Below are 26,394 nucleotides of genomic sequence, written 5' to 3' on the forward strand. Positions count from 1 at the left end.
CCCGCCGCTGCCCCCACAGTCACAGGGTGCCGGGCACCGACGCCCCGTCGTCGGCGGTGCGGCGCAGCTGACCGAGCAGCGCGGCGGTGACGTCGTACGCCGCCTCGAGCAGCTCGGCCTCCGTGACGTCGTCGGGGCTCACCGCCCGCGGGTCGGGCTCGAGGGCGGTCAGGTCGGCGAGGTCGCCGACCACGTCGTAGCCGGCGCTCCGCAGCCGGTCGACCGAGGACACCGTCCGCTCACGCACCTGCTGCCAGCGCGCCTCGTCGAGGCGGATGGGAGCGCCCCCGCGGGGCACCAGCAGCTCGTGGGCGAGGTAGCGGCGCAGCCAGCGGTAGGGCTCGTGCCAGGTGGCGCCCTCGTGGTCGATCGCGGCCCGCAGCCGCGGTCCGACCTCCTGGAGCAGCCGCGCGCTGACGACGTCGACCGACTCGTTGGGACGGGCCGCCTCGAGGTCGGCGACCCCGTCGGGGATGCCGACCACTCCCGCGACGTTGTCCCACAGGTCGGTCGGTCCGCGCCGGACCGTCGGGATCGTGACGACGTGGATCCGCTCCGGCGGCAGCGCCCACCGATCGAGGACCTCGGCCGGGTCGAGCGTCCACCAGCACCACCGCTGGTCGGGGTCGGCAAGCCCGTCGACGAACGCGCCGAGCGACCCACCCAGGCCCAGCTTGAGCACCTCCTGCCATGCCGCCGGCACCAGGCCGACCAGGTCGCGGGCGGTGAAGACCAGGTGGACCTCGGAGTCGCCGAAGGCGTCCAGGACGCGGGTCGCGCCGTCCGCGTCCGCCATCGTGAACCACTCGTTGCTGAAGACGGCCGTGCCGGGATGGTCGGCGACCTGGGCGTGCATCCGCTCCCAGGCGCGGGCGGCGCGCGGCCTCGGCCGCGGGGTGCGGGCCCAGGTCGCGGCGAGGTTGTGGTGGAACATCTTCTCGCCCGGGACCAGGACCCCTGCCTCGGCGAGCCGGGCCTTGCTGGACCAGAGCACGGTCTGCAGGTAGGTGGTGCCGCACTTGGGACCCCCGACGTGCAGGAAGACGCGCTCAGCCATGGCGGCGGCGCCTCAGCACGCGCAGCGGCCGGGTCACGACCCGCCGTGCCGCCCGCCGTACGGCACCGGTGCGGGTCACCTCGTCGATCAGCTCGTTCCATCGCGCGACGATGTGGTCCATCTCGTACTCGCGGGAGTCGACGAGCGCCTGCTCGCCGTAGCGGCGGCGCAGCTCGTCGTCGCCCATCACCCTGGCCAGCGCGTCGGTGAGCCCGGGGATGTCGCCGTCGGGGACGATCTCGCCGTTGCGGCCGGTGGTGATGATCTCGGAGGGGCCGCGGGGGCAGTCGAAGCTGACCGCAGGGGTGCCCTGGCTCATCGCCTCGACCAGCACCATCCCGAAGCCCTCGGCGCGCGAGCTCAGCAGGAACAGCTCGGCCTCGGCGAGCACCCGCTCGATCTCGCTGGTGTACCCCATCATCTTGATGATGTCGTGGAGCCCCGCGTCGTCGATCTGCCGCTGGAGCTCGGCCTGGTCGGGCCCGTGCCCGTAGATGTGGAACTGCCAGTCGGGGAAGCGCTCGACCAGCGGCTGCCAGGCCTCGATCGCCCGGTCGAAGCCCTTGCGTTCCTGCAACCGGCCCGCCCCCACCACGATCTTGCTGTCGCGCGGCGGCCTGGTGGCGGCGCCGACCATCCCGGAGGAGTTGCGGATCGTCCGGGTCAACGGCGCCCGCTCCCCGAGATGGCGGAGGTAGTCCTCCTCGTCCTCCACGGTCAGCGTCACCCAGGCGTCGAGCTCGGGGACCACCGCGTCGAGCATCCGCCCCATGTGGCGACCCTCGTAGCGGGTCGCGAAGTTGAGGTGCTCCCAGCCGACGATCGGGACGCCGGGGCGGGCCATGTCCAGCGCCATCCGGTGCAGGCTCGGCCGCGAGGAGATGATGACGTCCGCGTCCGTGTCGGCCAGCCGCTCCATGAGCCGGCGCTCGGCGAGTGCGTTGAGCCGGGTGTCACGCTCCAGCAGCGGCGTGACGGGCGGCCGCTCGGCCTCCTGCGCCCGCGGGTCGTCCGGGTGGTTGGCCCGCCACTTCTTCCCGGCCTTGGTCGCGTCGAAGAGCGTGGTCACCGCGACCCGCTCGTCGATCGGGAACGTGCTCTCGGGGTTGGACTTGAGCATGCTCAGGATCTCGACGTCGTGGTGGTCGGCCATCGCGCTCGCGACGTTGGCCACCACCCGCGCGACTCCCCCGATGCCGAAGGCGTTGAACGTCAGGAACGTCACCTTGCGGCGACGGGTCGGTCGTGGATTCATGCACTTCCTCGGGGTGGACGCCGGCGGCGGTTCAGCGGGCAGCGTAGTCCTTGAGCAGGCTCCGGCCGATGATCATCTTCTGGATGTCGGAGGTGCCCTCGCCGATCAGCATGAACGCCGACTCCCGGTAGAGCCGCTCGATCTCGTACTCCTTGGAGTAGCCGTAGCCGCCGTGGATGCGGAAGGACGCCTCGACGACCTCGTTGCAGTACTCCGAGGCGAGCAGCTTGGCCATCCCGGCCTCGACGTCGTTGCGCTGCCCGTCGTCCTTCCTCCGCGCCGCCCGGACCATCATCGCGTGGGCCGTCTCCACCTTCGTCGCCATCTCGGCGAGGCGGAAGAGGATCGCCTGGTGCTGCGCGATCGGCTTGCCGAAGGTCTCGCGCTGCTGGGCGTAGGCGATGCCGAGCTCGAACGCGCGGTTGGCGATCCCACAGGCCCGGGCCGCGACGTTGACGCGCCCGACCTCGACGCCGTCCATCATCTGGTAGAAGCCCTGCCCGGGGGCCTCCCCGAGCACCTGGTCGGCGCCGATCTTGTGCCCCTCGAGCACCATCTCGGTGGTGTCGACACCCTTGTAGCCCATCTTGTCGATCTTGCCCGGGATGGTGATCCCCTGCGCGACCTCGCCGAAGCCCGGCTCCTTCTCGACCAGGAAGGTCGTCATGTTCTTGTAGACCGAGTCGTCGCCCTCGTCGGTCACCGCGAGCACCGCGACCAGCGTCGAGGAGCCACCGTTGGTCAGCCACATCTTCTGGCCGGTGACCTCGTACCCGTCGTCGGTCCGGACGCCCTTGGTCTTGACGGCCGAGACGTCGGAGCCGAGGCCGGGCTCGGACATCGAGAAGGCCCCGCGGACCTCGCCGGTCGCCATCTTGGGCAGGTACTTCTTCTTCTGCTCCGGCGTGCCGTGACGCATCAGCATGTAGGCCACGATGAAGTGGGTGTTGATGACACCGGACACGCTCATCCAGCCCCGGGCGATCTCCTCGACGCACAAGGCGTACGTCAGCAGGGACTCACCCAGGCCGTCGTACTCCTCGGGGATCATCAGGCCGAAGATCCCCAGCTCCTTGAGTCCCTCGACGATCTCGGTCGGGTACTCGTCGGCGTGCTCGAGCTCGGTCGCGACGGGGAGGATCTTCTCCTCCACGAACGTCCGTACGGCCTTGAGGATCTCGCGCTGGTCCTCGGTGAGGTCCTCGGTCTGGCACAGGCGCGCCATCGGCAGCTCCTTCATCTGGACGACGCTGGGATGGTAGTCCCTCCGCACCGTCCCCGGCTGCGGCCCCCGACGTGGTCATTCCCACACCCGGGGCGTCTCAGCCGGCGAACGCGCCGCGTGCCTCCTCCAACGACACCGATCCGGTGTCGATCGTCGCGCGGGTCCGCTGCGTGATCACGGCCTGGCGCAGTCGTCGCGACACGGTGACCAGCTTCGTCGGCCGGTTCTTCGCGTCGGAGACCAGCAGCATCGACGGCGGGTGGGCCGCCTCCCACTCACGGGCGCACTCCCGCTGGCAGTGCTCCACCCAGTTCCCGCCCCGCAACCGCTCGGCGAGCTGCCGCTCCGCGGCCGAGAGGCGCGGACCACGGGTGGTGAGCTGGACCCGGACGCCGCGGTCGGCGGCCCGCGTCAGCGCGCGCACCACGGGCCGCAGGTCGGTTCCCCGCGTCGCCACCTGCACCAGGTCACCGGACGAGGCCCCCTTGATCGTCTCGACGACGGCCGAGGCGACCGCCCTTCGCTCGCCGTAGGTGCCGGTCGGGTCGTTGGCGACCGTGGTCGACGCCGACGGGGGGTCGGTCGTCCACGACAGCTTCGCCACGACCGCGTCGTGGTCGGAGTTCAGCTCCAGCGGGTAGTGACGGTCGACCTCGAGCTGGTCCTGGCCGTTGACGAAGACGTAGTCGATGGTGGCGCGTCCGTCACCGTGGTCGCTGGTCCCGAACCGGGTGCCCAGCAGCTCGTACGTCGACCTCATCCCGGCCGCGGCGAACAGGTCGGCCGGGTACCGGCTGCCGCCGACCGGCACGTTGAAGTCCCCACCGACCAGCACCGGGCCGCGGTCGTCGAGCTGCCCGACGAGCGCGCCCAGCCGGCGTACGGAACGCCGGTTCAGGTCCGGCATGCCGGTGCTCCTCGGCGCGATGTGCACCGAGACCAGCGAGATCACCCGGCCCTGGTTCGACTCCAGCGTGACCCAGTTGGCCTGCCGGCGGCCGATCTCGATCGAGCGGCCCGGAGGACGGCCCCGCCAGTCGCTGATCATGGAGGTGCCCTTGGCGAGCGCGGTGTAGCGGTCGGTGCGCCACGCCACCGGGGTCGCCTTGGTGAAACGGTCCTTGGTGGAGCGCCAGAGCTCGTAGCCCTGGGGGGCCAGGAACTCGTCGCTGCGGAACGCCACCTCGTTGTAGGTGATCAGGTCCGGGGCCTCGCGCAGCACCTCGGCTGCGTCCCGCTGGAAGCGCTGGTAGGTCTGTGGCGAGAGCAGGTTGGCCTGCACGACCGTGAGGTCGCTGGGCTCGGCAGCCGTCGCCGCCACGGCGGGCGTGGAGAGGGCCGGGAGCACCGCTATCGCGGACGCCGTGGCCAGGGCGGCCACGAGGCCCACGCGGACCGGTCGGCGAGGTCGGCGCTGCGAGCGCGGGCTGGCGGGGGCCGGCATGGGGCACTCCTATCGGGGGGCGACAGGCCCCCACCCGGGAGCCTTGATCCCATTCATCACATCAGCCCCACGAGTACCCGGCAACAGGTTCCGGACAACTACAGACCTGTAATTCTCACGGGCCCCACCCGACTCACTGGAGTCGGGCAGTGGCGCTCACGAAGAAGTGGTCGCTGGTGCGGTTCTCGACCGGCGAGGTGTCGCGCCAGTAGCCCGACCACGACGCGACGCCGCCGCCCACGACCCAGTCGACCGGCATCGGCTCGGGCGGCGGCTGGCAGCCCGCGCCGTAGCTCCCCCCGTTGGGGGCGGACATGCTCGCGGCGGGCACGACGCGGCAGTAGAACTCCGCCCGGTCGTTCATGTCACCGGTCACCATCACCGGCAGCCCGGTGGCCCGCAGGTCCTTGACCACCGACACCAGGGTCGCCTGGGCGTTGCGGCGCTGCGTCAGGTAGCGACCCCCGCCCGGCGAGGGGTGGGTGTTGACGACGTAGATCTCACGCCCGGTGGCGAGGTGGCGCAGCTTGACGATCGGCTGCGGTCGGGGACGGTCCACGAACGTGATCGTGAACTGGCTGCCGGACACCATCTCGTAGACCCCGGGGTCCCAGAGGATCGAGTTGTCGGTCTCCTTCTCGCCCCACGCGAAGCCCGGGTAGGCCGCCATGCCGGTGCGTGACTGGAGGTCGCGCAGCTGGTCGTCCTGCAGCTCCTGGGTCCCGAGGACGTCGACGCCGTGCTTGGCCACCAGGCCGGCCGCCCGCGCGGTGCGGACGGACGCCGGAGGGAACTTGTCGCGGGGGCCGTCGGCATCGGTGTGCTGGCTGCCCAGGACGTTGAACGTGCCGATGCGTACGTCGACCGGGGCGTTCATCGCCGCCTGGCGCGCCTCGCGCTCCTCACGCTGCTGCTCCAGCGCCTCGCGCCGTGCGGCGGCGGCCTGCTGACGACGCTCCTCGGCCCGCTCGGCCGCCAGCCGGGCCAGGCGCGCGGCCTCGGCCTTCTCCTCCCGCGCCCGGACCATGCGGGCGTGGGCGGGGTCCTTGCCGACGACCGGCGTCGTCCGGGCGCCGGCACGCGTGGGCTCACGGTCGCGCTGGCCCGCCGCAGGAGCCGGCGGCTCGGTGGCGACCGTGCCGGTGTCGCGGGCGACCGGGACCAGCTGGTCCAGGGTCATCACGGCCGCGAAGGTCAGCAGGAGTGCACCGACCACACCGAGGGCGACGAGCGCGCCCAGGGCACGGCGGCGCGGGCCTTGGTGGCGAGGGGAGGACACCGCGGCAAGTTAGCACGTGGGCGCGGGTCTGCGCCGGGGAGTCGCTAGGGTCGCCCCATGCTGTTCACGGCCTCGACGGTCAAGGACTCGCCCGAGAACACCCGCTTCTTCGTGGCCGCCAACCTCGCGTCGGGGGTCGACCACATGGTCGTGTTCCTCGACGACCCCCGGGATCCGGTCCAGCAGGACGTGGCGGCCGAGCTGGCCGCCCACCCCCACGTGACCTGCATCCCCACCGACCGTGCGTGGTGGCAGGGCGACCGTCCCAACCGGCTGAACGTCCGGCAGCGGATCAACGCCAACCTCGTCGTCGCCCTCCTCGCCGACGTCCCGGACGCGCAGTGGGTGGTCCACGTGGACGGTGACGAGGTCGTCCACGCCGATGCCGACGCCCTGGCCTCGGTGCCTCCCGACACCGGAGCGCTGTGGCTCTCACCCCTCGAGGCCGTCAGCACCCTCGAGGCGCCGCAGCGTCCCACCCTCTTCAAGCGGCTCCTCGAAGCAGAGGACCTGCAGCTGCTCACGGTGCTGGGTGTCCTGGACGCCCCCACCAACCAGGCCTACTTCCACGGGCACGTGCTGGGGAAGTCCGGGGTCCGGCCGCGGGCGGGGCTCCACCTCACCCTCCACGACTCGGTGCATCCCGACGGCCGGCGGCTCCGCTCCCCCGAGCGCTTCGAGCACCCCGGCCTCTCCGTGCTGCACTACGACGCAGTGTCCGGGCAGGAGTTCATCCGCAAGTGGACGGCGATGGTCGCGGCCGGCCCGACGAGCCTCCGTCCCGACCGGGCGCCGGTGGCGATGGCACTGCGCAGCCTGGTCGGCAAGGGCCTCGACCCCGCGGTCGCCGAGACCTACCTCCGGGCCGTCTACGAGCGCACCACCCAGGACGCCGTCGAGACCCTGGCCGACCTTCGGCTGCTGGAGCAGGTCGACCCCACGCTGGGCACCCACCGCCCCGCCGAGCTGAGCGCCGCCACCCGGAGCGCCCTCGAGCAGGGTCTCGACCGGCTGCGCGAGGAGCCGAAGCGGCCCTTCCACATCAACCACTCCGAGCCCGAGGCGGCCGAGGAGGCCGGCACGCTGGACCGGCTGCGCCGCCGGATCGGTCGAAGCCAGGCCTAGCGGGGGTTCCGCTGGCGTCGCCGGCGACGGCGGCGACTGCGCAGCCGCGCGAGCAGTCCGGTCGCGGGAGGGGCCGCCGCCGGCGGGGGACGTCGGCGCTGCCGGGCGAGGTCGTTGCGGAGGCCGCGGACGTCGCCGAGCATCTGCGCCGACAGCGCCACCGCGACGTCGGCCACCTCGGCGTCGGTCACGGTCGCCGGCACCCGCCGCTCCTCGAGCTCCTCGGGGACCAGCAGGTGGGCCGGGTCGCCCGAGACGGCGTACGGGTGGCTCGCGAGGTGCTCGACCTGCTGGCGCCCGCGCTCGCGGCACTCCGCGACCTGTCCCGGCTCCGGCCAGAACTTCTCCCCCCGACGCGGCACCAGGCGCTCGTCGGCCAGGAAGGTGCGGATGTAGACGCCCTTGTCGAAGCCGCGGGTGAAGTTGGTGAGCGAACCGTTGATGCGGCGCAGCGTCTCGGCCTCGGCGACGCCCATGGAGGCGTTGGGGAAGGACGAGGAGAGGTCGCACACCTCCGGGTCGATGCCGAGCACCGAGGCGAACCGGCGCCACACGTCGTCACGGGGCGCGTCGGGGTCGAGCACCAGCACGTGGATCCGCTCGGGAGGCACGGCCTGCGACCACCGTTCCAGCACCAGGCGGAGGTCCAGCGTGCGCCAGTTCCAGATCGCCGTCGGCTTGTCGGACACCTCGTGCGCGTAGTCGGCGAGGTGCGTCGTCGAGCCGTTCTTGAGGCTCTCCTGCCAGCTCGCGGTGAAGAGCCCGAGCGGCTCGCGCGCCGTGACCACGACGTGCACCTCCACCCCCAGGTCGGCCACCATGCGCTGCGCCTGCTCGGGGTCGGCGGCCGCGAAGAACTCGTGGCTGATCAGGCCGGTGCCCTCGGCGGACTCCAGCTCCGCCCTGACCCGCTGCCAGGCCGTCTGGTGTCGGCGCGGTGCGCGGGCGTGGGCGGGGTCCTGGCGGATCTCGCGTGAGGACCAGAGGTGGTCCCGCCGCTCCTCACCGGGGACGACCACCCCGGCGGCGCGCAGCGCGTCTCGGTTGCTCCACAGGATGGTCTGCAGGTAGGACGTCGCGGTCTTGGGCAGCCCGATGTGGACGAGGACCCGGTCGACCATCAGGCCGCCCCTCTCGGTCCCACGGCCTCAGATGCTCTCGCCGAACGCGTCGATGGCGGCGCGGATCCGCTCCTCGTCGCGGGAGGCCAGGGGGACGAGCAGCTCCTGGACGACGTCGGCCAGCTCCGCGAGCCGGAGGTTGTGCCGTCGCATCTCGGCGACGGCGAGCTCGAGGTCGGCCACCCGCTGCTCGAGGTCCTCGACCGAGTCGGAGCGACCCGAGAGGCTCAGTGTTTGCCTGAAGTTCACGGTCACCACTCTGCCACGACTCGGACGACCGGGTGCTGCGCACCGCCCCGCCCGTGCTCGGTGAGCGTCACTTCCCGCGCGCCCGCCTTGCGCAGCAGGTCGGCGACCACCTCCGGGTCGACCCCGTTGGCCCACTCCACCTCGCTGGTGGTGGGGCCGGTGTGGAACTGCGCGTAGACGGTGCCGCCGTCGCGCAGTGCCATCGAGCAGAGCCGCGCGAACGAGTCACGGCCGACCGGCGTGGTCGCGTCGAGGACGTGCTGGGCGAGCACGATCCGGGGCCCCGGCCGACGGGCGAGCCGGGCGCCCTCGTAGAAGACGCTGCGGGTGTCGGTCAGGTTGAGGTGACGGACCTCGAGCGGCCGGTCCCCCTCGCGAGCCTGGGCCGCGACCCCGTCGAGTGCGAACGGGACGAACTCGTAGGCCACCACCGGGACGCCCTTGCTGGCGAGCCACCACGCGTCGGGGCCCTTGCCGGCACCGACGTCGAGGACCGTCGCGCCCGTACGGACCGCCTCCTCGTGGGCGAGCTTGGCCAGGTGGGCCGGCCCACGCGTGACGGGACGGCGCTTGCGCACGGAGTAGCGGCGCTGCCAGTCGTTGAACCCGGGGCGCAGTCCGCGGAACCAGTCGTTGAGGGCCTTGGTGACCCCCCGTGGCGTCTCGAACTTGAAGGCGGGGTCGGGGTGGCGCCAGCCCGGGCCGTACATCGCCTCGAGGAGTCGCTCGGGCCGGGCCGGAACCGGGACCTCGGCGCCCTCGAACGAGGCGGTGCCGAGGGGGTAGAGCCACTCCTCCTCGAACGGCACCCCCACCTCGCCCATGAGGTAGAGGCGCCCCTCGTCGAGGAAGCCGGCAAAGACGTCGATGCCGCGCCGGAAGCCGTCGGCCTCGCGCACCAGCACCTTGAAGGCGGCACCGCTGTAGCGGACGGTCTCGAAGCCGCGCTGCCGCACCTGCCGCTGCAGCCGGAAGGACTCCCGGATCACGTCGACCGGGGTGTGGTGCTCGCTGACGTAGGCGATGTCGGCATCGCTGTCGTGACCGAGGACCCCGCCCTCGCGAACCGCACCCAGCAGGGTGCCGTAGCCGACGAACGGGCGCACACCGCCCTCGGCGACGGCCTCGAGCACCGCGAGGGTGGCGGTGACCAGGGCCGAGATGTCCTCGGCGCCCCGGGTCTCGAAGGTCGGCACCAGCCGCCCCGACTTGTCGACCCCCAGGGCGATGCCCTCGCGGTTGATCACGCTGACGCGCTCCTCGGAGCTGCCGAAGCGGACCTCGTCGTCGAAGTGGACCTCACCGGACGACGCGTCGCGGACCACGACCCTGGCACGGCCGTCGAGGTAGCGAACCAGCGGCCTGGGCCAGGGGGCGAGACGCCCCCTGAGCCCGTGGTTCCGGGTGTCGCGCACCACCCGGAACGACCACACGCGCTGGCCGTCGAAGAGGACGTCGACCGGGCGGTCCTCGGCCCTGCTCACCGCCACGCCGCGCTCGTCGACGCGACGCACGCGCAGGGAGCTCTCCACCCGTCAGTCCATGTCGACGTTGGCGTACGGGTCGACCCCGTTGACCGGGCCGGTGCCGAACAGGAGCCCGTCGTCGGTCAGTCCGCCCTGCGCGGCCGTGGTGCGGGCCAGCGGGGAGTCCGCCGCTGCCGCGGCAGCGTTGCGCCGGTCGAAGTGGCGCAGCCAGTAGATGATGTGCTCCTGGTAGCGGTTGGTCAGGCCCTTGCGCCAGTAGACGCCGATGTTCTCGTCGGAGCGGTCGGCGACGGTGGACCAGTTGGACGAGCCGTTGAGGACCACGTGGTTGGCGCGGCGACCGCCGACGTTGCCCACGATCGTCATGGCCTTCATGTGGAAGTAGTTGTCGAACTGGCCGTCACCGTTGACGTCCTCGACCATGTGGCGCAGCGGGACGGGGCCACGCCGGCTCGGCGCCCGGAGCATCCGGCTGACGTCCTTCCCGATGACGGTGTAGCCGATCCGGATGTCGCAGCCGTCGAGCCAGAGCCGACGCACCTTGCGGCCGAGCTCCATGCCGCGCTGCTCGCGGATCACGTCAGGGACGATCCGGATCCGGGTGCGGCCGGACGCGGTGTTGGTCGCGCCGCGGCAGCGCACCTTGTTGAGCAGCTGCATCACGGGATCACCGCTGCGACGGCCCACGCCCGGGAAGAAGGCGAGCTTCTCGCCGTTGTTCTGCCACGAGGCGTACGGCGGCCGCACCGGGCGGTCCTTCGCCATCTGGGTGAAGATCTTGCGGGTGAAGCCGTAGGGGCCGCTGCGGCGGGTCGTGGTGTAGATGTCGTTCCACTGGTTGTGGGCCGAGGCCGCGGTCAGGTTGGCGGAGCCCTGGATCAGCACGTTGCGGGCGCGACCGGACTTCGAGAAGAGGTAGAACTTGGCGTGGGCGGTGCCGTTCTCGCCGCGGCAGGAGCCGCCGCAGAGCCGGGCCCAGCTCCTCCGGTCGGCCGGGCGGCCGCGGTTGCCACGCTTGAGGCCGCGCTGGAGCCGCCGGAAGCTCTCGTTCTCGATCCGGACCGCGTTGGTCCGCGCCATCAGCAGCTGCACCCGGACGTTGCGCCGCTGGGCGCGCAGCATCGCGTCGACCGCGGCCGTGGACTGGAGGTTCCAGGTCATGATCCGGATCTCCTCGCGGCGCGGCGTCGCCTTGATCGTCTTGATGATCTTGGTGATCACCTGACGACGCTTCGCCTCGCTGCCGATGGCGCTGTTGAACGTCACGCCCGGTTGGGGGGTGAACCCCCGCGCGGCGGCGGCCGGTGACGACACGGTCGCCACCTGCAGCAGGGACGCCAGCATGGCTGCGGCCAGGCAGATGCCTACTCGCCTGAGAAACATGTGATCCACCCAATACATGGTCGACGTGGTCGCTGGACGATCGTGCGGGTGGTCCGCGGTGCGGCCCACCGGTGCCGGGGGACGGCGTCAGCCTCGGCAGCTGGCGACCGCGTCACGGTACCCGCTGTCGTCGTCCAGCACCGATTCGGTCTCGCTGATGGTGCCACCCAGCACGGCGTAGTAGTGGTCGTCGAACCGGACCATCCGCTGGCCCGACGAGCACTCCAGCACGTCCCTGGTCACGAACGAACCCCCGTCGTCACAGCCGTCGTAGCCACGCGGGAGCGTGGCTCCGTCCACCCACACCGAGGAGCAGGCAGCGCCCGTGGCCTCAGGTGCGGTGGAGGTCGGCGTCTGCGACTGGTCGTCGGCTCGGTCCTCGGAGCCCGTGTCGGTGCCGCAGCCGGTCACGAGCACGGCGACCAGGAGCGCGGCGACCGCCGGAAGGCGACGCGAGAAGGAGGTGGACGACATGGTGTGAGTCTAGGTCACTCGAGTGACAGGTGCGACACGGCCGCGCCGCTCACCGACCGGTCTCCGGGGGCTCGTGGAGCGGGTAACCTTCGTCGGCGGGCGCACCGTGATCCGTGCGTCCCTTCCCCGGTCGAGGAGGTGTGATGAGCAACGCCACCCCCACGCGCGTCTACGTCGCCCGGCTCGTCGGCCTGCCGATCTTCGACCCGCAGGGCGACCAGGTGGGCAAGGTCCGCGACCTGGTCGCCGCGGTGCGCTCCGAGGTCAACCAGCCGCGGGTGCTCGGCCTGGTCGCCGAGGTGCTCGGTCGGCGGCGCATCTTCGTCCCCATGACCCGTGTCACCAACATCGACAGCGGGCAGGTCTACACGACCGGTCTGCTCAACATGCGCCGCTTCGAGCAGCGCCCGACCGAGACGCTCGTGGTGGGCCAGATGCTCGACCGCTCGGTGACCGTCCCCGGGACCGACGTACGAGGCGCGGTCTACGACGTCGGGATGGAGCAGGCGCGCAACCGCGACTGGGTGCTGTCCCGCGTGGCCGTCCAGGAGCCGGGGAGCACCTTCCGCCGGCGTGGCCAGACCCATGTCTTCGAGTGGCGGGAGGTCGACGGCCTGACCCGGCGCGACGAGAGGCAGGGCGCCACCCACCTGATCGCCCAGCTCGCCGAGATGAAGCCCGCGGACGCGGCCAGCGTCATCCACGACCTGCCGGCCGAGCGGCGTACGGCCGTGGTCGCGGCCATGGACGACGAGCGCCTCGCCGACGTGCTGGAGGAGCTGCCCGAGGAGGACCAGGTCGAGATCGTCGGCAACCTCGACTCCGAGCGTGCCGCCGACGTGCTCGAGGAGATGTCGGCCGACGACGCGGCCGACCTGATCGCCGACCTGCCGCCCGAGACGGCCGCACGACTGCTGGGGCTGATGGAGTCCGAGGACGCCGAGGACGTGCGCCGGCTGATGTCCTACGCCGAGGAGACCGCCGGCGGCATGATGACGCCCGAGCCGGTGATCCTCGGCCCCGACGCGACCGTGGCAGACGCGCTCGCCCACGTCCGCAACCCCGACCTGCCCGTCTCGCTGGCTGCGGTCGTCTACGTCTGCCGGCAGCCGCTCGAGACGCCGACCGGCCGGCTGCTCGGCTGCGCCCACATCCAGCGGCTGCTGCGCGAGCCACCCTCCTCGCTGGCCGCCGCGGCGATCGATCCTGCCCTCGACGCGCTGCGGCCCCAGGCCACGATCGACCAGGTGGCCGCCCACCTGGCGACCTACAACCTGGTCGCCGCACCGGTCGTCGACGAGGCGGGCCGCCTGCTCGGCGCGGTCACCGTCGACGACCTGCTCGACCACATGCTGCCGGAGAACTGGCGCGACCACGAGGCGGGTGGGACCCATGGCTGAGCCGCGTCGCAACCGCCTCGACACGCCGACCGACGTCCGCCGGCCGCTCGTGCGCCGGCCGGCGTACGACGCCGACGCCTTCGGCTCGTTCGCCGAGCAGTTCGCCCGCTTCATGGGCACCGCCCGGTTCCTCATCTACATGACGCTCTTCGTCACGGTGTGGCTGGTGTGGAACTGGGCCACCCCCGAGCAGTGGGCCTGGGACGCCTACCCGTTCATCTTCCTCACCCTGATGCTGAGCCTGCAGGCGTCGTACGCCGCCCCGCTCATCCTGCTGGCCCAGAACCGTCAGGAGGACCGCGACCGGGTGATCGCCGAGCGCGACCGGCAGGCCAACGCGCGCGCCCACGCCGACATGGAGTTCCTCGCCCGCGAGGTGGCGTCACTGCGGATGGCGATCGGCGAGGTGGCAACCCGTGACTACGTCCGCTCGGAGATCCGCGCCCTGCTCGCCGAGCTCGAGGAGCTGCGCCAGACCGGCCCCCGGAAGGACGGCGAGTGAGGGGCCGCAGGATCGACGTCCTGCTGACCGTCGCGCTCGTCGTGGTGCTGGTCGGCGCGGGCCTCGGCATCGCGTTCCTCGGCACGGCGCCGGCCCCCGACGTGGTGGCGCCCGAGCCGGAGACCCCGGCGTCCACGGCTCCGTCCTCGCCGACCGCCACCACTCCCCCGCCGGCGACCCCCACCGGCCGCAGCCGTCCCCCCCGGCCGACCCGGCCGCCCGTGATGCCCTCGGCGACCGCGAGCGTGTGTCCCGAGCTCACCGCGGAGGGAAGCGTGCTGCGGGTGCTCAGCTACAACGTGCACTCCGGCCGCGGGGTCGACGGCCGCCTCGACGTGGCCCGGATCGCCGGACTGCTCCGGCAGTGGGACGTCGACGTGGCCCTGCTGCAGGAGGTCGACCGCGGCCGCCGGGCCAGCCGTTACGTCGACATGCCGGCCATCCTGGCCCGGCAGACCGGCATGGACCTCGCCTACGGGGTGAACTGGCGACCCAACGGCGGTGAGTACGGCGTCGCCACCCTGTCGCGGTTCCCGATCGTGGAGCAGCGCAACACCCTGCTCCCCAACGCGCCCGGCTACCAGCAGCGAGGCCTGCTGCGGGCCGACATCGACGTGGCGGGCACCACCATCAGCACCTACAACACCCACCTGGAGAACAAGTCGCAGCTGATGCGGCTGCGCCAGGTGTCGGCGAGCCGTCGCATCGTCGCCCAGACCAGGCACCCCGTGATCCTCGGCGGCGACCTCAACTCGCAGCCCGGATCGCCGATGCTGGGGGTGCTCCGCAGCTTCGTCTCCGACGCGTGGGACGTCGCCGGACGCGGGCCCGGGCTGACGGTCCCGCTCCGAAACCCGCGGCTGCGCGTCGACTACGTGATGTACTCCCCGCCGCTGGAGGCGACCAGCGCGCAGGTGCTGTCCTCCTCCGCCTCCAACCACCGTGCCGTCCTCGCGGACCTGGTGCTCCCGGGGGACAGCACCGCGATCTGTGTGCCGGACCTCACGGGGCCGGTACCGGGCAACGGTCCCGATCGTGGTCGTTCTGGCCCTGCTCGTTAGGCTTGGTGATCATGAGCATCCCCACGGTCGAGCAGGTCGACGCAGCGCTGGCCACGGTCAACGACCCCGAGATCAAGCGCCCGATCACCGAGCTCGGCATGGTCGACTCCGTCGAGGTCGGCGACGACGGCCTGGTCCGGGTCACCGTGCTGCTCACCGTGGCCGGCTGCCCCCTCAAGGACACCATCAACCGCGACGTGACCGCCGCGGTCACCGCCCTCGACGGCGTCACGGGCGTCGACCTCACCCTCGGCGTCATGACTGCCGAGCAGCGCGCCGGCCTGCAGGAGACGCTGCGAGGCGGCCAGGCGCAGCGCGAGATCCCCTTCGCCCAGCCCGGCTCGCTCACCAAGGTGTTCGCGATCGCCAGCGGCAAGGGTGGCGTGGGCAAGTCCTCGGTCACGGTCAACCTCGCGCTCGGCATGGCCGCGCAGGGCCTCAAGGTCGGCATCGTCGACGCCGACATCTACGGCCACAGCGTCCCGGCGATGCTCGGCGTCGCCGACTCTCGGCCGACTCAGGTCGACGACCTGATCATGCCCGTGCCGACGGCCTCCGGGGTCTCGGTCATCTCCATCGGCATGCTCAAGCCCCGCCGCGACCAGGTGGTCGCGTGGCGCGGCCCGATGCTCGACCGGGCCCTGGTGCAGATGCTCGCCGACGTCTACTGGGGCGATCTCGACGTGCTCCTCCTGGACCTGCCTCCCGGCACGGGCGACGTCGCGATCTCGCTGGGTCAACATCTTCCCGGGGCCGAGGTCCTCGTGGTCACGACGCCGCAGGAGGCTGCGGCCGAGGTCGCGGAGCGCGCCGGCACGATGGCATCGATGATGCACCAGCGCGTGGTCGGCGTGGTCGAGAACATGAGCTACCTCGCCTGCCCCCACTGCGCCGAGGAGGGCAAGGACCACCGGCTCGAGCTCTTCGGCAACGGGGGCGGCGACCGGGTTGCCCGCACCTTGTCGCAGCGGTTCGGCTACGACGTCCCCGTCCTCGGCCGGGTCCCGCTCGACACCGGGCTGCGCGAGGGCGGCGACGTCGGCAAGCCCATCGTCGAGGCCGACCCGACCGCTCCGGCCGCCCAGGTGCTGCGCGAGGTGGCCACGACCTTGTCCGGCCGCGGACGCGGTCTTGCCGGAATGCAGCTGGGACTCACGCCGACGAGTAAGTTCTGACCTGTGTTCGGAGTCGGGCTGCCCGAGATGGCAGTGATCGCGCTGGTCGCGGTCGTCGTCTTCGGCCCCGACAAGCTGCCGGAGTTCGCCCGGCAGGCCGGACGGTTCCTGCACCGGCTGCGCACGTTCGCGACCAGCACCCGCGACGAGCTGCGCATCGAGCTCGGCCCGGCGTACGCCGATCTCGAGCTGCGTGACCTCGACCCGCGCACGGTCGTGCGCCGCCACATCGTCGAGGCGATGGAGGAGGCCGAGGAGGAGTCGCGGCCCAAGCGGAAGGGCTCCCGCCCCCTCGCCGACGGCGAGGTCCCCCCGTACGACGCCGAGGCTACCTGACCCGGTCCCGACCTCAGCGGCTCTGGATGGCGGCGAGCGCTGCGAAGGCGATCAGCTCCACGCGCTCGGGCGCGACCTCGACCTCGGCGAAGTCGGCGCCGACCCGGCGGACGCGGCCCTCGAGCCTGCCCCCGTCGCGCAGGTGGAGCAGACACTGCTCCTGTGCCTCTCCGAGCCTGCGCAGCGCCGAGCCCAGGCCGAGCCGGGTCAGGGGTGACCAGGCCACCTCGGGGGTCGACCTCGGCGAGGCGCCCGCGACCCCGCTGACCGCGTCGAGGTGGACCACCCAGTCGCCGCCGGCGCCCTGCAGCAGCGCCCAGCCGGTGCCGACCCGCTGCAGCGTGCCCTCGACGCGGCCCACGCCGCGCAAGGAGAGCGCCACGTCGCGGTCGAGCGAGGCCATCAGCCGACTGGCGAGCGTGACCGATGCGTACTCGGCCCGGCTTCGGTCGGCCAGCTCGGCGTCCCGTTCGGCGCCGTAGAGCGCCTCGGCCTGCTGCTCGAGATCGTCGAGCACCGCGAAGAGCTGCTCGTCCCAGTTCACCGCCGTGAGCCTGCCACATCTCGCGGCCTTGTGGATCAACGGTTGCAACGCCTCTCAAAGAGGGTTTGAATCAGGCAAACGTAAGCAAACGCAAGATTTGGAGTGTCGGGATGGCCGTTCACGGGGGACGCACGACCGCGACGGTGTCGCGCTGCCTCGCCGTCTGGTCAGCGGCGACCGTGGCCGCGGGCTCGCTGCTCGGCTGGCTGGTGCCGGGCATGCTCCGGCACTCCCCCGGTCACGCCTCCTTCGAGGCGGCGCTGGTGCTCGGCTGCCAGGCGGCGGCTGCGGTGTGCGCCGCGTGGCTGTGGACGCTGGTCTCGCTCGTCGCGCTGGACGCCTCCCGCGGCCTCCCCGAGCGGCGCACGGCGGCCCCCACGCTGCTGCGTCGCGTCGTGCTCCTCGCGTGCGGCCTCGGGGTCGTCGGCGGGATGGCCTCGCCGGCGCTGGCCGGCCAGGGCTCCGCCGGGGAGTCGCCGGCGACCCGCCTCGCCGGGCTGCCGCTCCCCGACCGGCCGAGCGCCGGGCTCCGGCTCGGGCACCTGGCCGGGGAACCACCCTCGACGACGCCGGCCGCCGAGGCGGCCCGGACCCGGACGGTGGTCGTCTCCCCCGGCGACACGCTCTGGTCGATCGCGGCCGCCGACCTGCACCAGGGCGCCACCGCGACCGCGGTCGACGAGCACTGGCGGGCGGTCCACGCCGCCAACCGGGCCGTGATCGGCCCCGACCCCCACCTGATCACCCCCGGGCAGTGGCTCCGCCTGCCGCCCCCGGACCCACCGTCACCCGCCTGACCCGGCCGAGAGGAGACCTGACATGTCGCCGTTCCACGAGAAGGTGGTCCCGCTTCGCGGCCCCACGCCCGTCGCCTCCGTCCAGGGCACGCTCGCCCTCGACCTCGGCTGCCACGACGACGCCTGGCCGCCACCCCTGGCGACCGTGCACGCGATCGAGGTGCGGGAGCGCCGGAAGCTGGAGTCGTGGGCCCACCGCTTCGCGCAGGCTGCGGTAGAGATCGCCGGCGGCGACCGTCCCGTCAGCCAGCTGCTGCGCTGGACCGCGCCCGACGTCTACGACGACCTCGCCCGTCGTGCCCTGCTGGTCCGGGCCGCCGCCGAGCGCGAGGCCCACGGCGGCCGGGTGCAGCAGGTCCGTCCGCTGGTCGAGAGCGTGCACACCTGCTGGATCGACGACGCCGTCGCGGAGGTCAGCGCGCGCGTGCGCCACGGCCGCCGCTCACGTGCCCTCGCGATCCGCTTCGAGCACCGGGCCGGGCGCTGGCAGGCCGTCGCCATGCAGTTCGCCTGATCCGCCGGTCGCGTGCCGCGGGCCTCAGCCACCGAGCGCCGACAGCAGGTTGGCCAGCATCGTCCAGAGCACGGCGTGGGTCGGGTCCTCGACGACCTGGTCCAGGCCGGCGAGCTCGAGCATCACGTAGCCGTGCAGCGCGCTCCAGAACTGGGCGGCGACCGCCGCAGGATCGTCCTCCCGCAGGACGCCGGCCGCCATCGCCCGGGACACCCCGGCGACGAGCTGCTGGAACGCCGCGCCGCTCACCTCGCGGTCGGGTCCGCTCCCGCCGAGGCCGCGGAGGCTGATCGCCCCGAACATGACCGCGTACAGGTGCGGGTTCGCGAGGGCGTTCTCGCGGTACGCCCCGGCCATCCGGCGCAGGTCCGCGAGCGTGTCGTCGGTCGTGCCGACGGCGTCCACCAGGGCGACCAGGCGCCGGAAGCCCTCGGTCGCCACCTCGTCCACCAGCGCCGACATCCCGCCGAAGTGCGTGTAGACCGCCATCGTCGACGTCCCGGCGGTGGCGGCGAGGCGACGGGCGGAGAGCGCCGAGGGCCCCTGCTCGCCCAGGATCCGCGCGGCCTCCTCGATCAGGCGACGCCGTACGTCGGGCTGTCCGGTACCGACCGCGGTGCTCATGGTGGACAGTCTGGCATAACGGCGTTATGGTCGAGCGATAACAACGTTATCGGTTCTCGGGGCCGTCACTGCCCACCGGAGACACCATGTCCCTCACCGCGACCACCCGCAGCACCACCAACCGCTACCTCCGCGACAACTTCGCGCCCGTGCGGGAGGAGCTCACCGCCACGGACCTCACGGTCACCGGCGACCTCCCGGACCACCTCGACGGCCGCTACCTGCGGATCGGGCCGAACCCGCTCGGGGACCCCGGCGACCAGCACCACTGGTTCCTCGGCGAGGGGATGGTGCACGGCGTCCGGCTGCGCGACGGCGAGGCCCAGTGGTACCGCAACCGCTGGGTGCGCTCGGCCGACGTGGCGACGGCGCTCGACGAACCGGTCCGCGGCCGGCCCGGGGGCTCGGACTTCGCCGCCAACACCAACGTGCTCGAGCACGCCGGCCGTACCCTCGCGCTGGTCGAGGGCGGGTCGCCGCCCTACGAGCTGACCCACGACCTCGACACCGTCGGCCCGTGCGACTTCGGCGGCACCCTGCCCAGCCTCCCCGGCCGCCCGGGCTACTCCGCCCACCCGCACGAGGACCCGGTCACCGGCGAGCTGCACGCCGTGTCGTACTCCTGGATGCGCGGAAACCGGGTCGACTACTCCGTGCTCGACACCTCCGGGCGGATCCGCCGCAGCGTCGAGATCCAGGTCCACGGCAGCCCGATGATGCACGACTTCGCCCTCACCGAACGTCACGTCGTCATCCTCGACCTGCCCGTCACCTTCGACGTGGGCATGGCGACCGCCGACGTCCCCCGCCCCGTGCGCCCGGTGGTGCGAGGCGTCCTGAACCGGATCATCGGACGCAACCCGGTCTCCGAGCGCCTGATCGCGCAGGTCGCCCGCGGTGGGGGCGGCTCACCGTCACTGCCGTACCGGTGGAACCCCGACTACCCGGCGCGGATCGGGGTGCTCCCCCGCGACGCCGACGGCGAGGCGATCCGGTGGTTCGAGATCGATCCCTGCTTCGTCTTCCACACGCTCAACGCCTACGACGACGGCGAGCAGGTCGTGGTCGACGTGATCCGGCACCCCCGCATGTTCGCGACCGTGCTCAACGGTCCCGACGAGGGCGCCGCCACGATGGCACGCTTCACCCTCGACCTCGCCTCGGGGACCGCCCGGGAGGTGGGCCTCGACCAGCGGTCCCAGGAGTTCCCGCGCCACGACGAGAGGCTGACCGGGCGGCGGCACCGCTACGGCTACGCCGTCGGCTTCGAGGCCGGCACCCTCGGGGACACGGTGCTCCGGCACGACCTCGACGCCGGCACCACGCAGGTCCGCAGGCTCGGCGCAGGCGCCGAGGCCAGCGAGTTCTGCTTCGTGCCCCGCCCCGGCGGGACCGCCGAGGACGACGGCGTGCTCCTGGGCTACGTGCACCGGCGGGCCGAGGGGCTCAGCGACCTGCGGGTGCTGGACGCCGCGACCCTGGAGGACGTGGCCGCCGTGCACCTGCCGGGCCGGGTCCCGGCCGGGTTCCACGGCAACTGGTCGCCCACCCGACCCTGACGCGCGGCCGGGCAGGCGCCGCGATCAGCCGTTGGCGCGGGCCGTCAGACCGGTCGGCCCACCCGGCGCGCCGTGGCACTTCTTGTACTTCTTGCCCGAGCCGCAGGGGCACTCCGCGTTGCGACCGATCCCGGCGTACGGGTCGTCGGCGTCGGCCTGCTCGCTGCGCACGTCGACCTCGTCGGAGCCGAACTCCGCGACCCCCTCCTGGGGACCGGCGTAGGTGAGCTTCTGCGGACGCGACGGCGCCTCGAGGCCGCGGGCGCGGATCTGCGGCGCCTCCCGGGCCTCCTCGGCGGTCGGCACCGGCTGCCGCATCGGCTCGACCGCCTCCACGACCTCACCCTCGACGTCGTCCCCGGGCTCCTCCTCGACCGTCACCTCGAGGTTGAAGAGGAAGCCGACTGCCTCCTCCTTGATCCCGTTCATCATCGCGGTGAACATGTCGAAGCCCTCGCGCTGGTACTCGACCAGCGGGTCGCGCTGGGAGTAGGCCCGCAGGTAGATGCCCTCGCGCAGGTAGTCCATCTCGTAGAGGTGCTCGCGCCACTTCCGGTCGAGGACCGAGAGCACGACGCGCCGCTCGAGCTCACGCATGACCTCCTCGCCGACCTGCGCCGTGCGCCGGTCGTACGCCGCCTGGGCGTCGGCCTGGAGGTCCTCGACGAGCTTCTCGCGGGACAGTCCCTCGCGGCCACCGTGCTGCTCGACGTACGTGGTCTCGCTCACCGACAGCGGGTAGAGCTGGCCGAGCGCGCTCCACAGCGCGTCGAGCTCCCACTCCTCGGGGAGGTCCTGGGTCGTCGTGGCGACGTACTCGGCGACGACGTCGTCGAGGAAGCCACGGACCTGCGACTCGAGGTCGGCGCCCTCGAGCACCTCGCGCCGCTCGCCGTAGATGACCTCGCGCTGCCGGCTCATCACGTCGTCGTACTTCAGGACGTTCTTGCGGGACTCGAAGTTCTGCGACTCGACCTGGCCCTGGGCGTTGGCGATCGCGTTGGTGACCCGCTTGTTCTCGATAGGGACGTCGTCGGGGATCCGCATGACCTGCAGGATCCGGTCGACCCAGTCGGACTTGAACAGCCGCATCAGCTCGTCCTCGAGGGACAGGTAGAAGCGGGACTCGCCCGGGTCGCCCTGGCGACCGGAACGACCGCGGAGCTGGTTGTCGATGCGGCGCGACTCGTGGCGCTCGGTGCCGACGACGTAGAGGCCGCCCAGGTCCTTGACCTGGTCGTGCTCGGCCGCGACCTGGGCCTTGATCCGCTCCACGGCGGCCGGCCACGCGGCGTCGTACTCCTCGGGGCTCTCGACGGGGTCGAGCCCCTGCTTGCGCAGGTCGGCGTCGGCGAGGAAGTCCACCGAGCCGCCCAGCATGATGTCGGTGCCTCGGCCGGCCATGTTGGTGGCGACCGTGACCGCACCCTTGTGGCCGGCGAGCGCGACGACCTTCGCCTCGTCGGCGTGCTGCTTGGCGTTGAGGACGGTGTGGGCGACGCCGCGCTTGCGCAGCTTCTGGGAGAGGTGCTCGGACTTCTCGACCGAGACGGTCCCGACGAGGACCGGCTGCCCCTTCTCGTGACGCTCGACGATGTCCTCGACGACGGCGTCGTACTTGGCCTCCTCGGTGCGGTAGACGAGGTCGGCCTGGTCCATGCGGACCATCGGCTTGTTGGTCGGGATGGGCACGACGCCGAGTCCGTAGATCTTGTCGAACTCGCTGGCCTCGGTCATGGCCGTGCCGGTCATCCCGGAGAGCTTGTCGTAGAGGCGGAAGTAGTTCTGCAGGGTGATGGTGGCGAGGGTCTGGTACTCCTCGCGGACCGTCACGCCCTCCTTCGCCTCGATCGCCTGGTGCAGGCCGTCGTTGTAGCGGCGACCCGAGAGGATGCGGCCGGTGTGCTCGTCGACGATGAGCACCTCGCCGTTCATGACGACGTACTCCTTGTCGTTGCGGAACAGCTCCTTGGCCTTGATGGAGTTGTTCATGAACGAGATGAGCGGGGTGTTGACCGAGTCGTAGAGGTTGTCGATCCCGAGGTGGTCCTCCACCTTGGTGATGCCCGGCTCGAGCACCGAGATGGTGCGCTTCTTCTCGTCCACCTCGTAGTCGGTGTCCTTGACCAGGGTGGCCGCGATCTTGGCGAACTCGCCGTACCAGCGGACCTCGTCCTGGGTGGGGCCGCTGATGATCAGCGGGGTCCGCGCCTCGTCGATGAGGATCGAGTCGACCTCGTCGACGACGGCGAAGTTGTGGCCGCGCTGGACGCAGTCGTCGAGCGCGCTGGCCATGTTGTCGCGGAGGTAGTCGAAGCCGAGCTCGTTGTTGGTGCCGTAGGTGATGTCGCAGGCGTACGCCTCGCGGCGCTCGTCGGGCTTCATCGACGGCAGGATCACGCCGACCGAGAGGCCCAGGAAGTGGTGGACCCGGCCCATCTGCTCGGACTGGAACTGCGCGAGGTAGTCGTTGACGGTGACGACGTGGACGCCCTTCCCCTCGAGGGCGTTGAGGTAGGACGGCAGCACCGCGACGAGAGTCTTGCCCTCACCGGTCTTCATCTCGGCGATGTTGCCGAGGTGGAGGGCGGCGGCGCCCATCAGCTGCACGTCGAACGGGCGCAGGCCGAGCACCCGCTTGGCCGCCTCGCGGACGGTCGCGAAGGCCTCCGGCATCACCTCGTCGAGGGTCTCCCCGTCGGCGAGCCGCCTGCGGAACTCGTCGGTCATGCCGCGGAGCTCGTCGTCGGTCATCGCGACGAAGTCGTCCTCGATGGCGTTGACGGCCTGGGCGATCGACTCCAGCTGGCGGATGATCTTGCCCTCGCCGATGCGGAGGATCTTGTCGATGATGGCGGGCACTGGGGATGTACTCCTGGAATGAGACGTCAGTCGGCCGGTGGGCCATCGGCCATGCTACCCACGCCTCGCCAAACCGCAGGGATCAACGGGTCAGGACGGACAGGGCGGGGGCCAGCCCGCCCCGGTCGGCCACGACGACGTCCTCGAGACCGAGCCAGCCCGCCAGCCGGCGCAGCTCCAGGGCCAGCTCCTCGGCGGTCTCGCCGGGCGCATCGGCCTCGGCGTACGCGCCCTGGACGAGCAGCCGCCGGCCGACCCGGTCGGCCTTGAGGTCCACCCGTCCGACGATCCGGTCGCCCAGCAGGAACGGGAGCACGTAGTAGCCGTACTGGCGCTGGGGCTTCGGTACGTAGATCTCGATGCGGTAGTGGAAGTCGAAGAGCGCCTCGGCGCGGGCGCGCTCCCAGACGAGGGGGTCGAAGGGGCTGAGCAGGGTGCGCGCGGCCACGCGGCGCGGCCGGCGCGCGTCGACGTGGAGGTACGCCGGCCTGCCCCATCCCTCGACGCGGGCCGGCTCGAGCTCGCCGGACTCGACCAGCACGGCGATCGCCTCGCGGGCGTTGGGGACGTGGTCGGGACCGGTCGCGGGCTGGTAGCGCATCCGGTAGTAGTCGGCCAGGCAGGCGCCGGTGGCGATGCCGTGGGAGCGCGCCGCGCGACGGACCAGCTCGACGGCCGACTCCTGCGGCGTCGGGGTCGGCGCCTCGACGACGGCGCGGGGCAGCACCCGCTCGGGGACGTCGTAGCGCACCTCGAACTGGCTCGAACGCCCCGCGATCGCGACGTCGCCCACCATGAACAGGAAGTCGAGCACCTGGCGGGCCTCGGACCAGTTCCAGCCCCAGTGCTCCTTGGTCCGCGGCCCGCTGAACTCCGCGTCCAGCTCGCGGGCCGTGACCGGACCCCGCTCGCGCACGGCGGCGAGCACGCTCGGCTCGAGGGTCGGGTCGGCGGTGAAGCCCCACTTGCCCCGCTGGGCGCGGTAGGACTCCATGCGCCAGCGCATGTGGGGCCAGAGGTCCACCGGCATCAGCGCCTGGACGTGGGCCCAGTACTCGACGAGCCGGCGGCGCTCGCGCCCGGCCGCGGCCCGCTCGAGCAGCGCCGGGTCGTAGGGGCCCATCCGAGAGTAGAGCGGCATCAGGTGGGCCCGGGCCAGCACGTTGACCGAGTCGACCTGGAGGACGCCGGTGCGCGCGACCGTCCGGTCGAGGGTCCGCATCGTCGGCGTGGCGTGGACGGGGTCCAGGAACCCCTGGGCGGCGAGGGCGACCCGGCGCGCCTGGGCCCGCTTGAGCTCGATCACGGACCGAACTCAACCACGTCGCGCCGACACCGTCGTCCCGGCGTCAGGTGCGCGTCAGGGACCTCAAGGAAGGTCGAGCAGCTTCTCGCGGACGGCGTACATGACGGCCTCCATCCGGGAGTGCAGCTGCAGCTTCTCGAGGATGTTGCGCACGTGGTTCTTGACGGTGTTCTCGCTGATCACCAGCTGCCGGGCGATCTCGCGGTTGTTCATGCCCGTGGCGACCAGGCGCAGCACCTCGAGCTCGCGCTCGGTCAGCCGCAGGCCCGGGACGTTGGTGCGCTCGGGGCGCGACATCTGCTTGAACTCGTCGATCAGCTTGACCGCCATCGACGGGCTGATGAGGGACTGGCCGTCGGCCACGACCCGCACCGCCTGCGCGACCTCCTCGATCGAGGAGTCCTTGAGGAGGTAGCCGGAGGCGCCGCTCTTGACCGCCTCGTAGAGGTCGGCCTCCTCGTCGGAGACGGTGAGCATGATGATCTTCGCCGAGGGGACCCGCTCCTTGATCGCCCGGCACGCCTCGATGCCCGAGAGCCGGGGCATGCGTACGTCGAGCAGCACCACGTCGGGGGCGACGGACTCCGCCAGCGCGGTGCCCTCGGCCCCGTCACCGGCCTCGCCGACGACCTCGACGCCGTCCTCGCTCGCCAGCAGCATCGTCAGCCCGCGACGGAACAGCTCCTGGTCGTCGACCACCAGCACCCGGATGGGCTCCCCGGACTCGGTCGTGTTCGGCTCCACGGGACGCATCATGACACGGCGATGCGCCTCGCGGGCCGAGACGCGGCCCGGTGGGCGCTAGGGCTCGAGGTCGATGTCCAGCGAGATCACGCCGTAGTCGTAGCCCCGGCGGCGGTAGACGACGGAGGGTCGCTCGCTCTCCTTGTCGACGAAGAGGTAGAAGTCGTGACCGACCAGTTCCATCTCGTAGAGGGCCTGGTCGAGGGTCATCGGGTGCGCCACGTGGGACTTCTCGCGGACCACGAGCGGGCCGTCGCCGGTGACGGTGATCGGGCCGACGTGACGCTCCTCGACGGCCGCACCGTCGGGCTCGTCGTCGACCGCCGACGGGTCGATGGTCTCCATCCCGGCGAGCGCCTCGCCGACCGAGGCCGGCGGCCGGCCGCGGTGCACGCGGCGGCGGTCGGCCGCCCGGCGCATCTGCGCGGCCATCTTGTCCAGCGCGAGGTCGAGCGCCCCCATCTTGTCGTCGGCAGCGGCCTCGGCCCGGATCACCGGGCCCTTGGAGAAGGCCGTGAGCTCCACCTTGATCGCCCGGTCGTGCTGGCGGGGGTTGCGCTCACTCTCCACCTCCACCTGGACCCTCATGATGCGGTGGTCGTGCTTCTCGAGTCGGGTGAGCTTCTCCGCGACGTGGTCCCGGAACCTGTCCGAGAGCTCGATGTGGCGACCGGTCACGACAACTTCCATGTGAACCTCCGCTGCCTCGTGATGGATGGGGCGTGGGTGGAGTCCGTCCGGCCGACCTGGTCTTCGTCCCCACACCCGCCTGCTGAGGCTCTCGCAGCTTCTCTGCCACTACTGGCCTTCTCCCGGGACACACCACATCTGGTGGCGTGCCCGGGGCAGGACTTACGACTAAGCCGCACCG

At 71.9% G+C, this 26,394-nt stretch carries 25 protein-coding genes; 9 read left to right on the top strand and 16 right to left on the bottom strand.

Annotated elements, in window-relative coordinates; genetic code table 11:
• Positions 1 to 19: 19 nt before the first annotated feature.
• The 5 genes from EXE57_RS06360 to EXE57_RS06380 all read right to left on the bottom strand — a co-directional run bounded on the left by EXE57_RS06360 (position 20) and on the right by EXE57_RS06380 (position 6,260).
• The gene (locus EXE57_RS06360) at positions 20 to 1,057 is read right to left on the bottom strand and encodes a hypothetical protein (protein WP_135075223.1); all 1,038 of its coding nucleotides are present in this window, start codon (positions 1,055 to 1,057) and stop codon (positions 20 to 22) included.
• The gene (locus EXE57_RS06365) at positions 1,050 to 2,312 is read right to left on the bottom strand and encodes a glycosyltransferase family 4 protein (protein WP_135075226.1); all 1,263 of its coding nucleotides are present in this window, start codon (positions 2,310 to 2,312) and stop codon (positions 1,050 to 1,052) included. Before EXE57_RS06365 ends, EXE57_RS06360 begins: the two co-directional genes overlap by 8 nt.
• Positions 2,313 to 2,343: 31 nt before the next feature.
• Entirely contained in the window at positions 2,344 to 3,537 is a 1,194-nt protein-coding gene (locus EXE57_RS06370; RefSeq protein ID WP_135080670.1) for an acyl-CoA dehydrogenase family protein, read from the bottom strand.
• 97 nt (positions 3,538 to 3,634) lie between these two features.
• Complete coding sequence (locus EXE57_RS06375) at positions 3,635 to 4,981, bottom strand: endonuclease/exonuclease/phosphatase family protein (protein ID WP_135075229.1); 1,347 nt, start codon at positions 4,979 to 4,981, stop codon at positions 3,635 to 3,637.
• Between the two features lie 133 nt (positions 4,982 to 5,114).
• Complete coding sequence (locus tag EXE57_RS06380; RefSeq protein WP_135075232.1) at positions 5,115 to 6,260, bottom strand: endonuclease/exonuclease/phosphatase family protein; 1,146 nt, start codon at positions 6,258 to 6,260, stop codon at positions 5,115 to 5,117.
• A gap of 57 nt (positions 6,261 to 6,317) precedes the next feature.
• On the opposite strand from EXE57_RS06380, the gene EXE57_RS06385 reads away from it, so the two are divergent.
• Positions 6,318 to 7,385 (top strand): glycosyltransferase family 2 protein, encoded by a 1,068-nt coding sequence (locus EXE57_RS06385; protein ID WP_135075237.1) that lies wholly within the window; start codon positions 6,318 to 6,320, stop codon positions 7,383 to 7,385.
• Here EXE57_RS06385 and EXE57_RS06390 read toward each other — a convergent pair.
• The 5 genes from EXE57_RS06390 to EXE57_RS06410 all read right to left on the bottom strand — a co-directional run bounded on the left by EXE57_RS06390 (position 7,382) and on the right by EXE57_RS06410 (position 12,099).
• Complete coding sequence (locus EXE57_RS06390; RefSeq protein ID WP_135075240.1) at positions 7,382 to 8,506, bottom strand: hypothetical protein; 1,125 nt, start codon at positions 8,504 to 8,506, stop codon at positions 7,382 to 7,384. The genes EXE57_RS06385 and EXE57_RS06390 overlap by 4 nt on opposite strands.
• Before the next feature lie 27 nt (positions 8,507 to 8,533).
• Complete coding sequence (locus EXE57_RS06395; protein WP_244247024.1) at positions 8,534 to 8,755, bottom strand: DUF6752 domain-containing protein; 222 nt, start codon at positions 8,753 to 8,755, stop codon at positions 8,534 to 8,536.
• Between the two features lie 2 nt (positions 8,756 to 8,757).
• Positions 8,758 to 10,287 carry a class I SAM-dependent methyltransferase gene (locus EXE57_RS06400; protein ID WP_135075246.1) on the bottom strand — a complete coding sequence of 510 codons (1,530 nt, stop codon included), beginning with the start codon at positions 10,285 to 10,287 and terminating at the stop codon, positions 8,758 to 8,760.
• Between the two features lie 3 nt (positions 10,288 to 10,290).
• Positions 10,291 to 11,625, bottom strand: a complete 1,335-nt coding sequence (locus EXE57_RS06405; RefSeq protein ID WP_167305838.1) for a phospholipase D-like domain-containing protein — start codon at positions 11,623 to 11,625, stop codon at positions 10,291 to 10,293.
• 87 nt (positions 11,626 to 11,712) lie between these two features.
• The gene (locus EXE57_RS06410; protein WP_135075251.1) at positions 11,713 to 12,099 is read right to left on the bottom strand and encodes a hypothetical protein; all 387 of its coding nucleotides are present in this window, start codon (positions 12,097 to 12,099) and stop codon (positions 11,713 to 11,715) included.
• 143 nt (positions 12,100 to 12,242) lie between these two features.
• Here EXE57_RS06410 and EXE57_RS06415 point away from each other — a divergent pair, with 143 nt between their 5' ends.
• From EXE57_RS06415 to EXE57_RS06435, 5 genes are read left to right on the top strand one after another with little or no spacing between them, the layout of a single operon-like run.
• Positions 12,243 to 13,499, top strand: a complete 1,257-nt coding sequence (locus EXE57_RS06415; protein ID WP_135075254.1) for a magnesium transporter MgtE N-terminal domain-containing protein — start codon at positions 12,243 to 12,245, stop codon at positions 13,497 to 13,499.
• Entirely contained in the window at positions 13,492 to 14,001 is a 510-nt protein-coding gene (locus tag EXE57_RS06420) for a DUF1003 domain-containing protein (RefSeq protein ID WP_135075257.1), read from the top strand. The genes EXE57_RS06415 and EXE57_RS06420 overlap by 8 nt, the downstream gene beginning before the upstream one ends.
• Complete coding sequence (locus EXE57_RS06425; protein ID WP_135075260.1) at positions 13,998 to 15,062, top strand: endonuclease/exonuclease/phosphatase family protein; 1,065 nt, start codon at positions 13,998 to 14,000, stop codon at positions 15,060 to 15,062. Before EXE57_RS06420 ends, EXE57_RS06425 begins: the two co-directional genes overlap by 4 nt.
• Before the next feature lie 11 nt (positions 15,063 to 15,073).
• Positions 15,074 to 16,237 (top strand): Mrp/NBP35 family ATP-binding protein, encoded by a 1,164-nt coding sequence (locus EXE57_RS06430; RefSeq protein WP_135075263.1) that lies wholly within the window; start codon positions 15,074 to 15,076, stop codon positions 16,235 to 16,237.
• A gap of 3 nt (positions 16,238 to 16,240) precedes the next feature.
• The gene (locus EXE57_RS06435; protein ID WP_135075266.1) at positions 16,241 to 16,573 is read left to right on the top strand and encodes a sec-independent translocase; all 333 of its coding nucleotides are present in this window, start codon (positions 16,241 to 16,243) and stop codon (positions 16,571 to 16,573) included.
• A gap of 13 nt (positions 16,574 to 16,586) precedes the next feature.
• Here EXE57_RS06435 and EXE57_RS19670 read toward each other — a convergent pair whose 3' ends face one another.
• Positions 16,587 to 17,117 carry a hypothetical protein gene (locus tag EXE57_RS19670; protein WP_167305839.1) on the bottom strand — a complete coding sequence of 177 codons (531 nt, stop codon included), beginning with the start codon at positions 17,115 to 17,117 and terminating at the stop codon, positions 16,587 to 16,589.
• Positions 17,118 to 17,227: 110 nt separating this feature from the next.
• Here EXE57_RS19670 and EXE57_RS06440 point away from each other — a divergent pair, with 110 nt between their 5' ends.
• Together EXE57_RS06440 and EXE57_RS06445 are read left to right on the top strand one after the other, a co-directional pair.
• Positions 17,228 to 17,914 carry a LysM peptidoglycan-binding domain-containing protein gene (locus EXE57_RS06440; protein WP_135075269.1) on the top strand — a complete coding sequence of 229 codons (687 nt, stop codon included), beginning with the start codon at positions 17,228 to 17,230 and terminating at the stop codon, positions 17,912 to 17,914.
• A 22-nt stretch (positions 17,915 to 17,936) separates the two neighbouring features.
• Positions 17,937 to 18,428 (top strand): Rv3235 family protein, encoded by a 492-nt coding sequence (locus EXE57_RS06445; RefSeq protein ID WP_135075272.1) that lies wholly within the window; start codon positions 17,937 to 17,939, stop codon positions 18,426 to 18,428.
• Between the two features lie 24 nt (positions 18,429 to 18,452).
• Here EXE57_RS06445 and EXE57_RS06450 read toward each other — a convergent pair whose 3' ends face one another.
• The gene (locus EXE57_RS06450; protein WP_135075275.1) at positions 18,453 to 19,052 is read right to left on the bottom strand and encodes a TetR/AcrR family transcriptional regulator; all 600 of its coding nucleotides are present in this window, start codon (positions 19,050 to 19,052) and stop codon (positions 18,453 to 18,455) included.
• Between the two features lie 86 nt (positions 19,053 to 19,138).
• Between EXE57_RS06450 and EXE57_RS06455 the strand changes: the two genes are divergently transcribed.
• On the top strand, positions 19,139 to 20,611 hold the full coding sequence (locus tag EXE57_RS06455) for a carotenoid oxygenase family protein (RefSeq protein ID WP_135075278.1): 1,473 nt from the start codon (positions 19,139 to 19,141) through the stop codon (positions 20,609 to 20,611).
• Between the two features lie 24 nt (positions 20,612 to 20,635).
• On the opposite strand, the gene secA is transcribed toward EXE57_RS06455, so the two are convergent.
• The 4 genes from secA to hpf all read right to left on the bottom strand — a co-directional run bounded on the left by secA (position 20,636) and on the right by hpf (position 26,213).
• The gene (gene secA, locus EXE57_RS06460; RefSeq protein WP_135075281.1) at positions 20,636 to 23,473 is read right to left on the bottom strand and encodes a preprotein translocase subunit SecA; all 2,838 of its coding nucleotides are present in this window, start codon (positions 23,471 to 23,473) and stop codon (positions 20,636 to 20,638) included.
• A gap of 82 nt (positions 23,474 to 23,555) precedes the next feature.
• A complete protein-coding gene (locus EXE57_RS06465; RefSeq protein ID WP_244247025.1) occupies positions 23,556 to 24,779 on the bottom strand; it encodes a winged helix-turn-helix domain-containing protein in 1,224 nt (407 codons plus the stop codon).
• Positions 24,780 to 24,842: 63 nt separating this feature from the next.
• Positions 24,843 to 25,523, bottom strand: coding sequence for a response regulator (locus tag EXE57_RS06470; protein ID WP_244247026.1), 681 nt, complete (start codon positions 25,521 to 25,523; stop codon positions 24,843 to 24,845).
• 57 nt (positions 25,524 to 25,580) lie between these two features.
• A complete protein-coding gene (hpf, locus tag EXE57_RS06475; RefSeq protein ID WP_135075287.1) occupies positions 25,581 to 26,213 on the bottom strand; it encodes a ribosome hibernation-promoting factor, HPF/YfiA family in 633 nt (210 codons plus the stop codon).
• Positions 26,214 to 26,394: the final 181 nt, after the last annotated feature.

This window comes from Nocardioides euryhalodurans, assembly GCF_004564375.1.
Lineage (GTDB): Bacteria > Actinomycetota > Actinomycetes > Propionibacteriales > Nocardioidaceae > Nocardioides > Nocardioides euryhalodurans.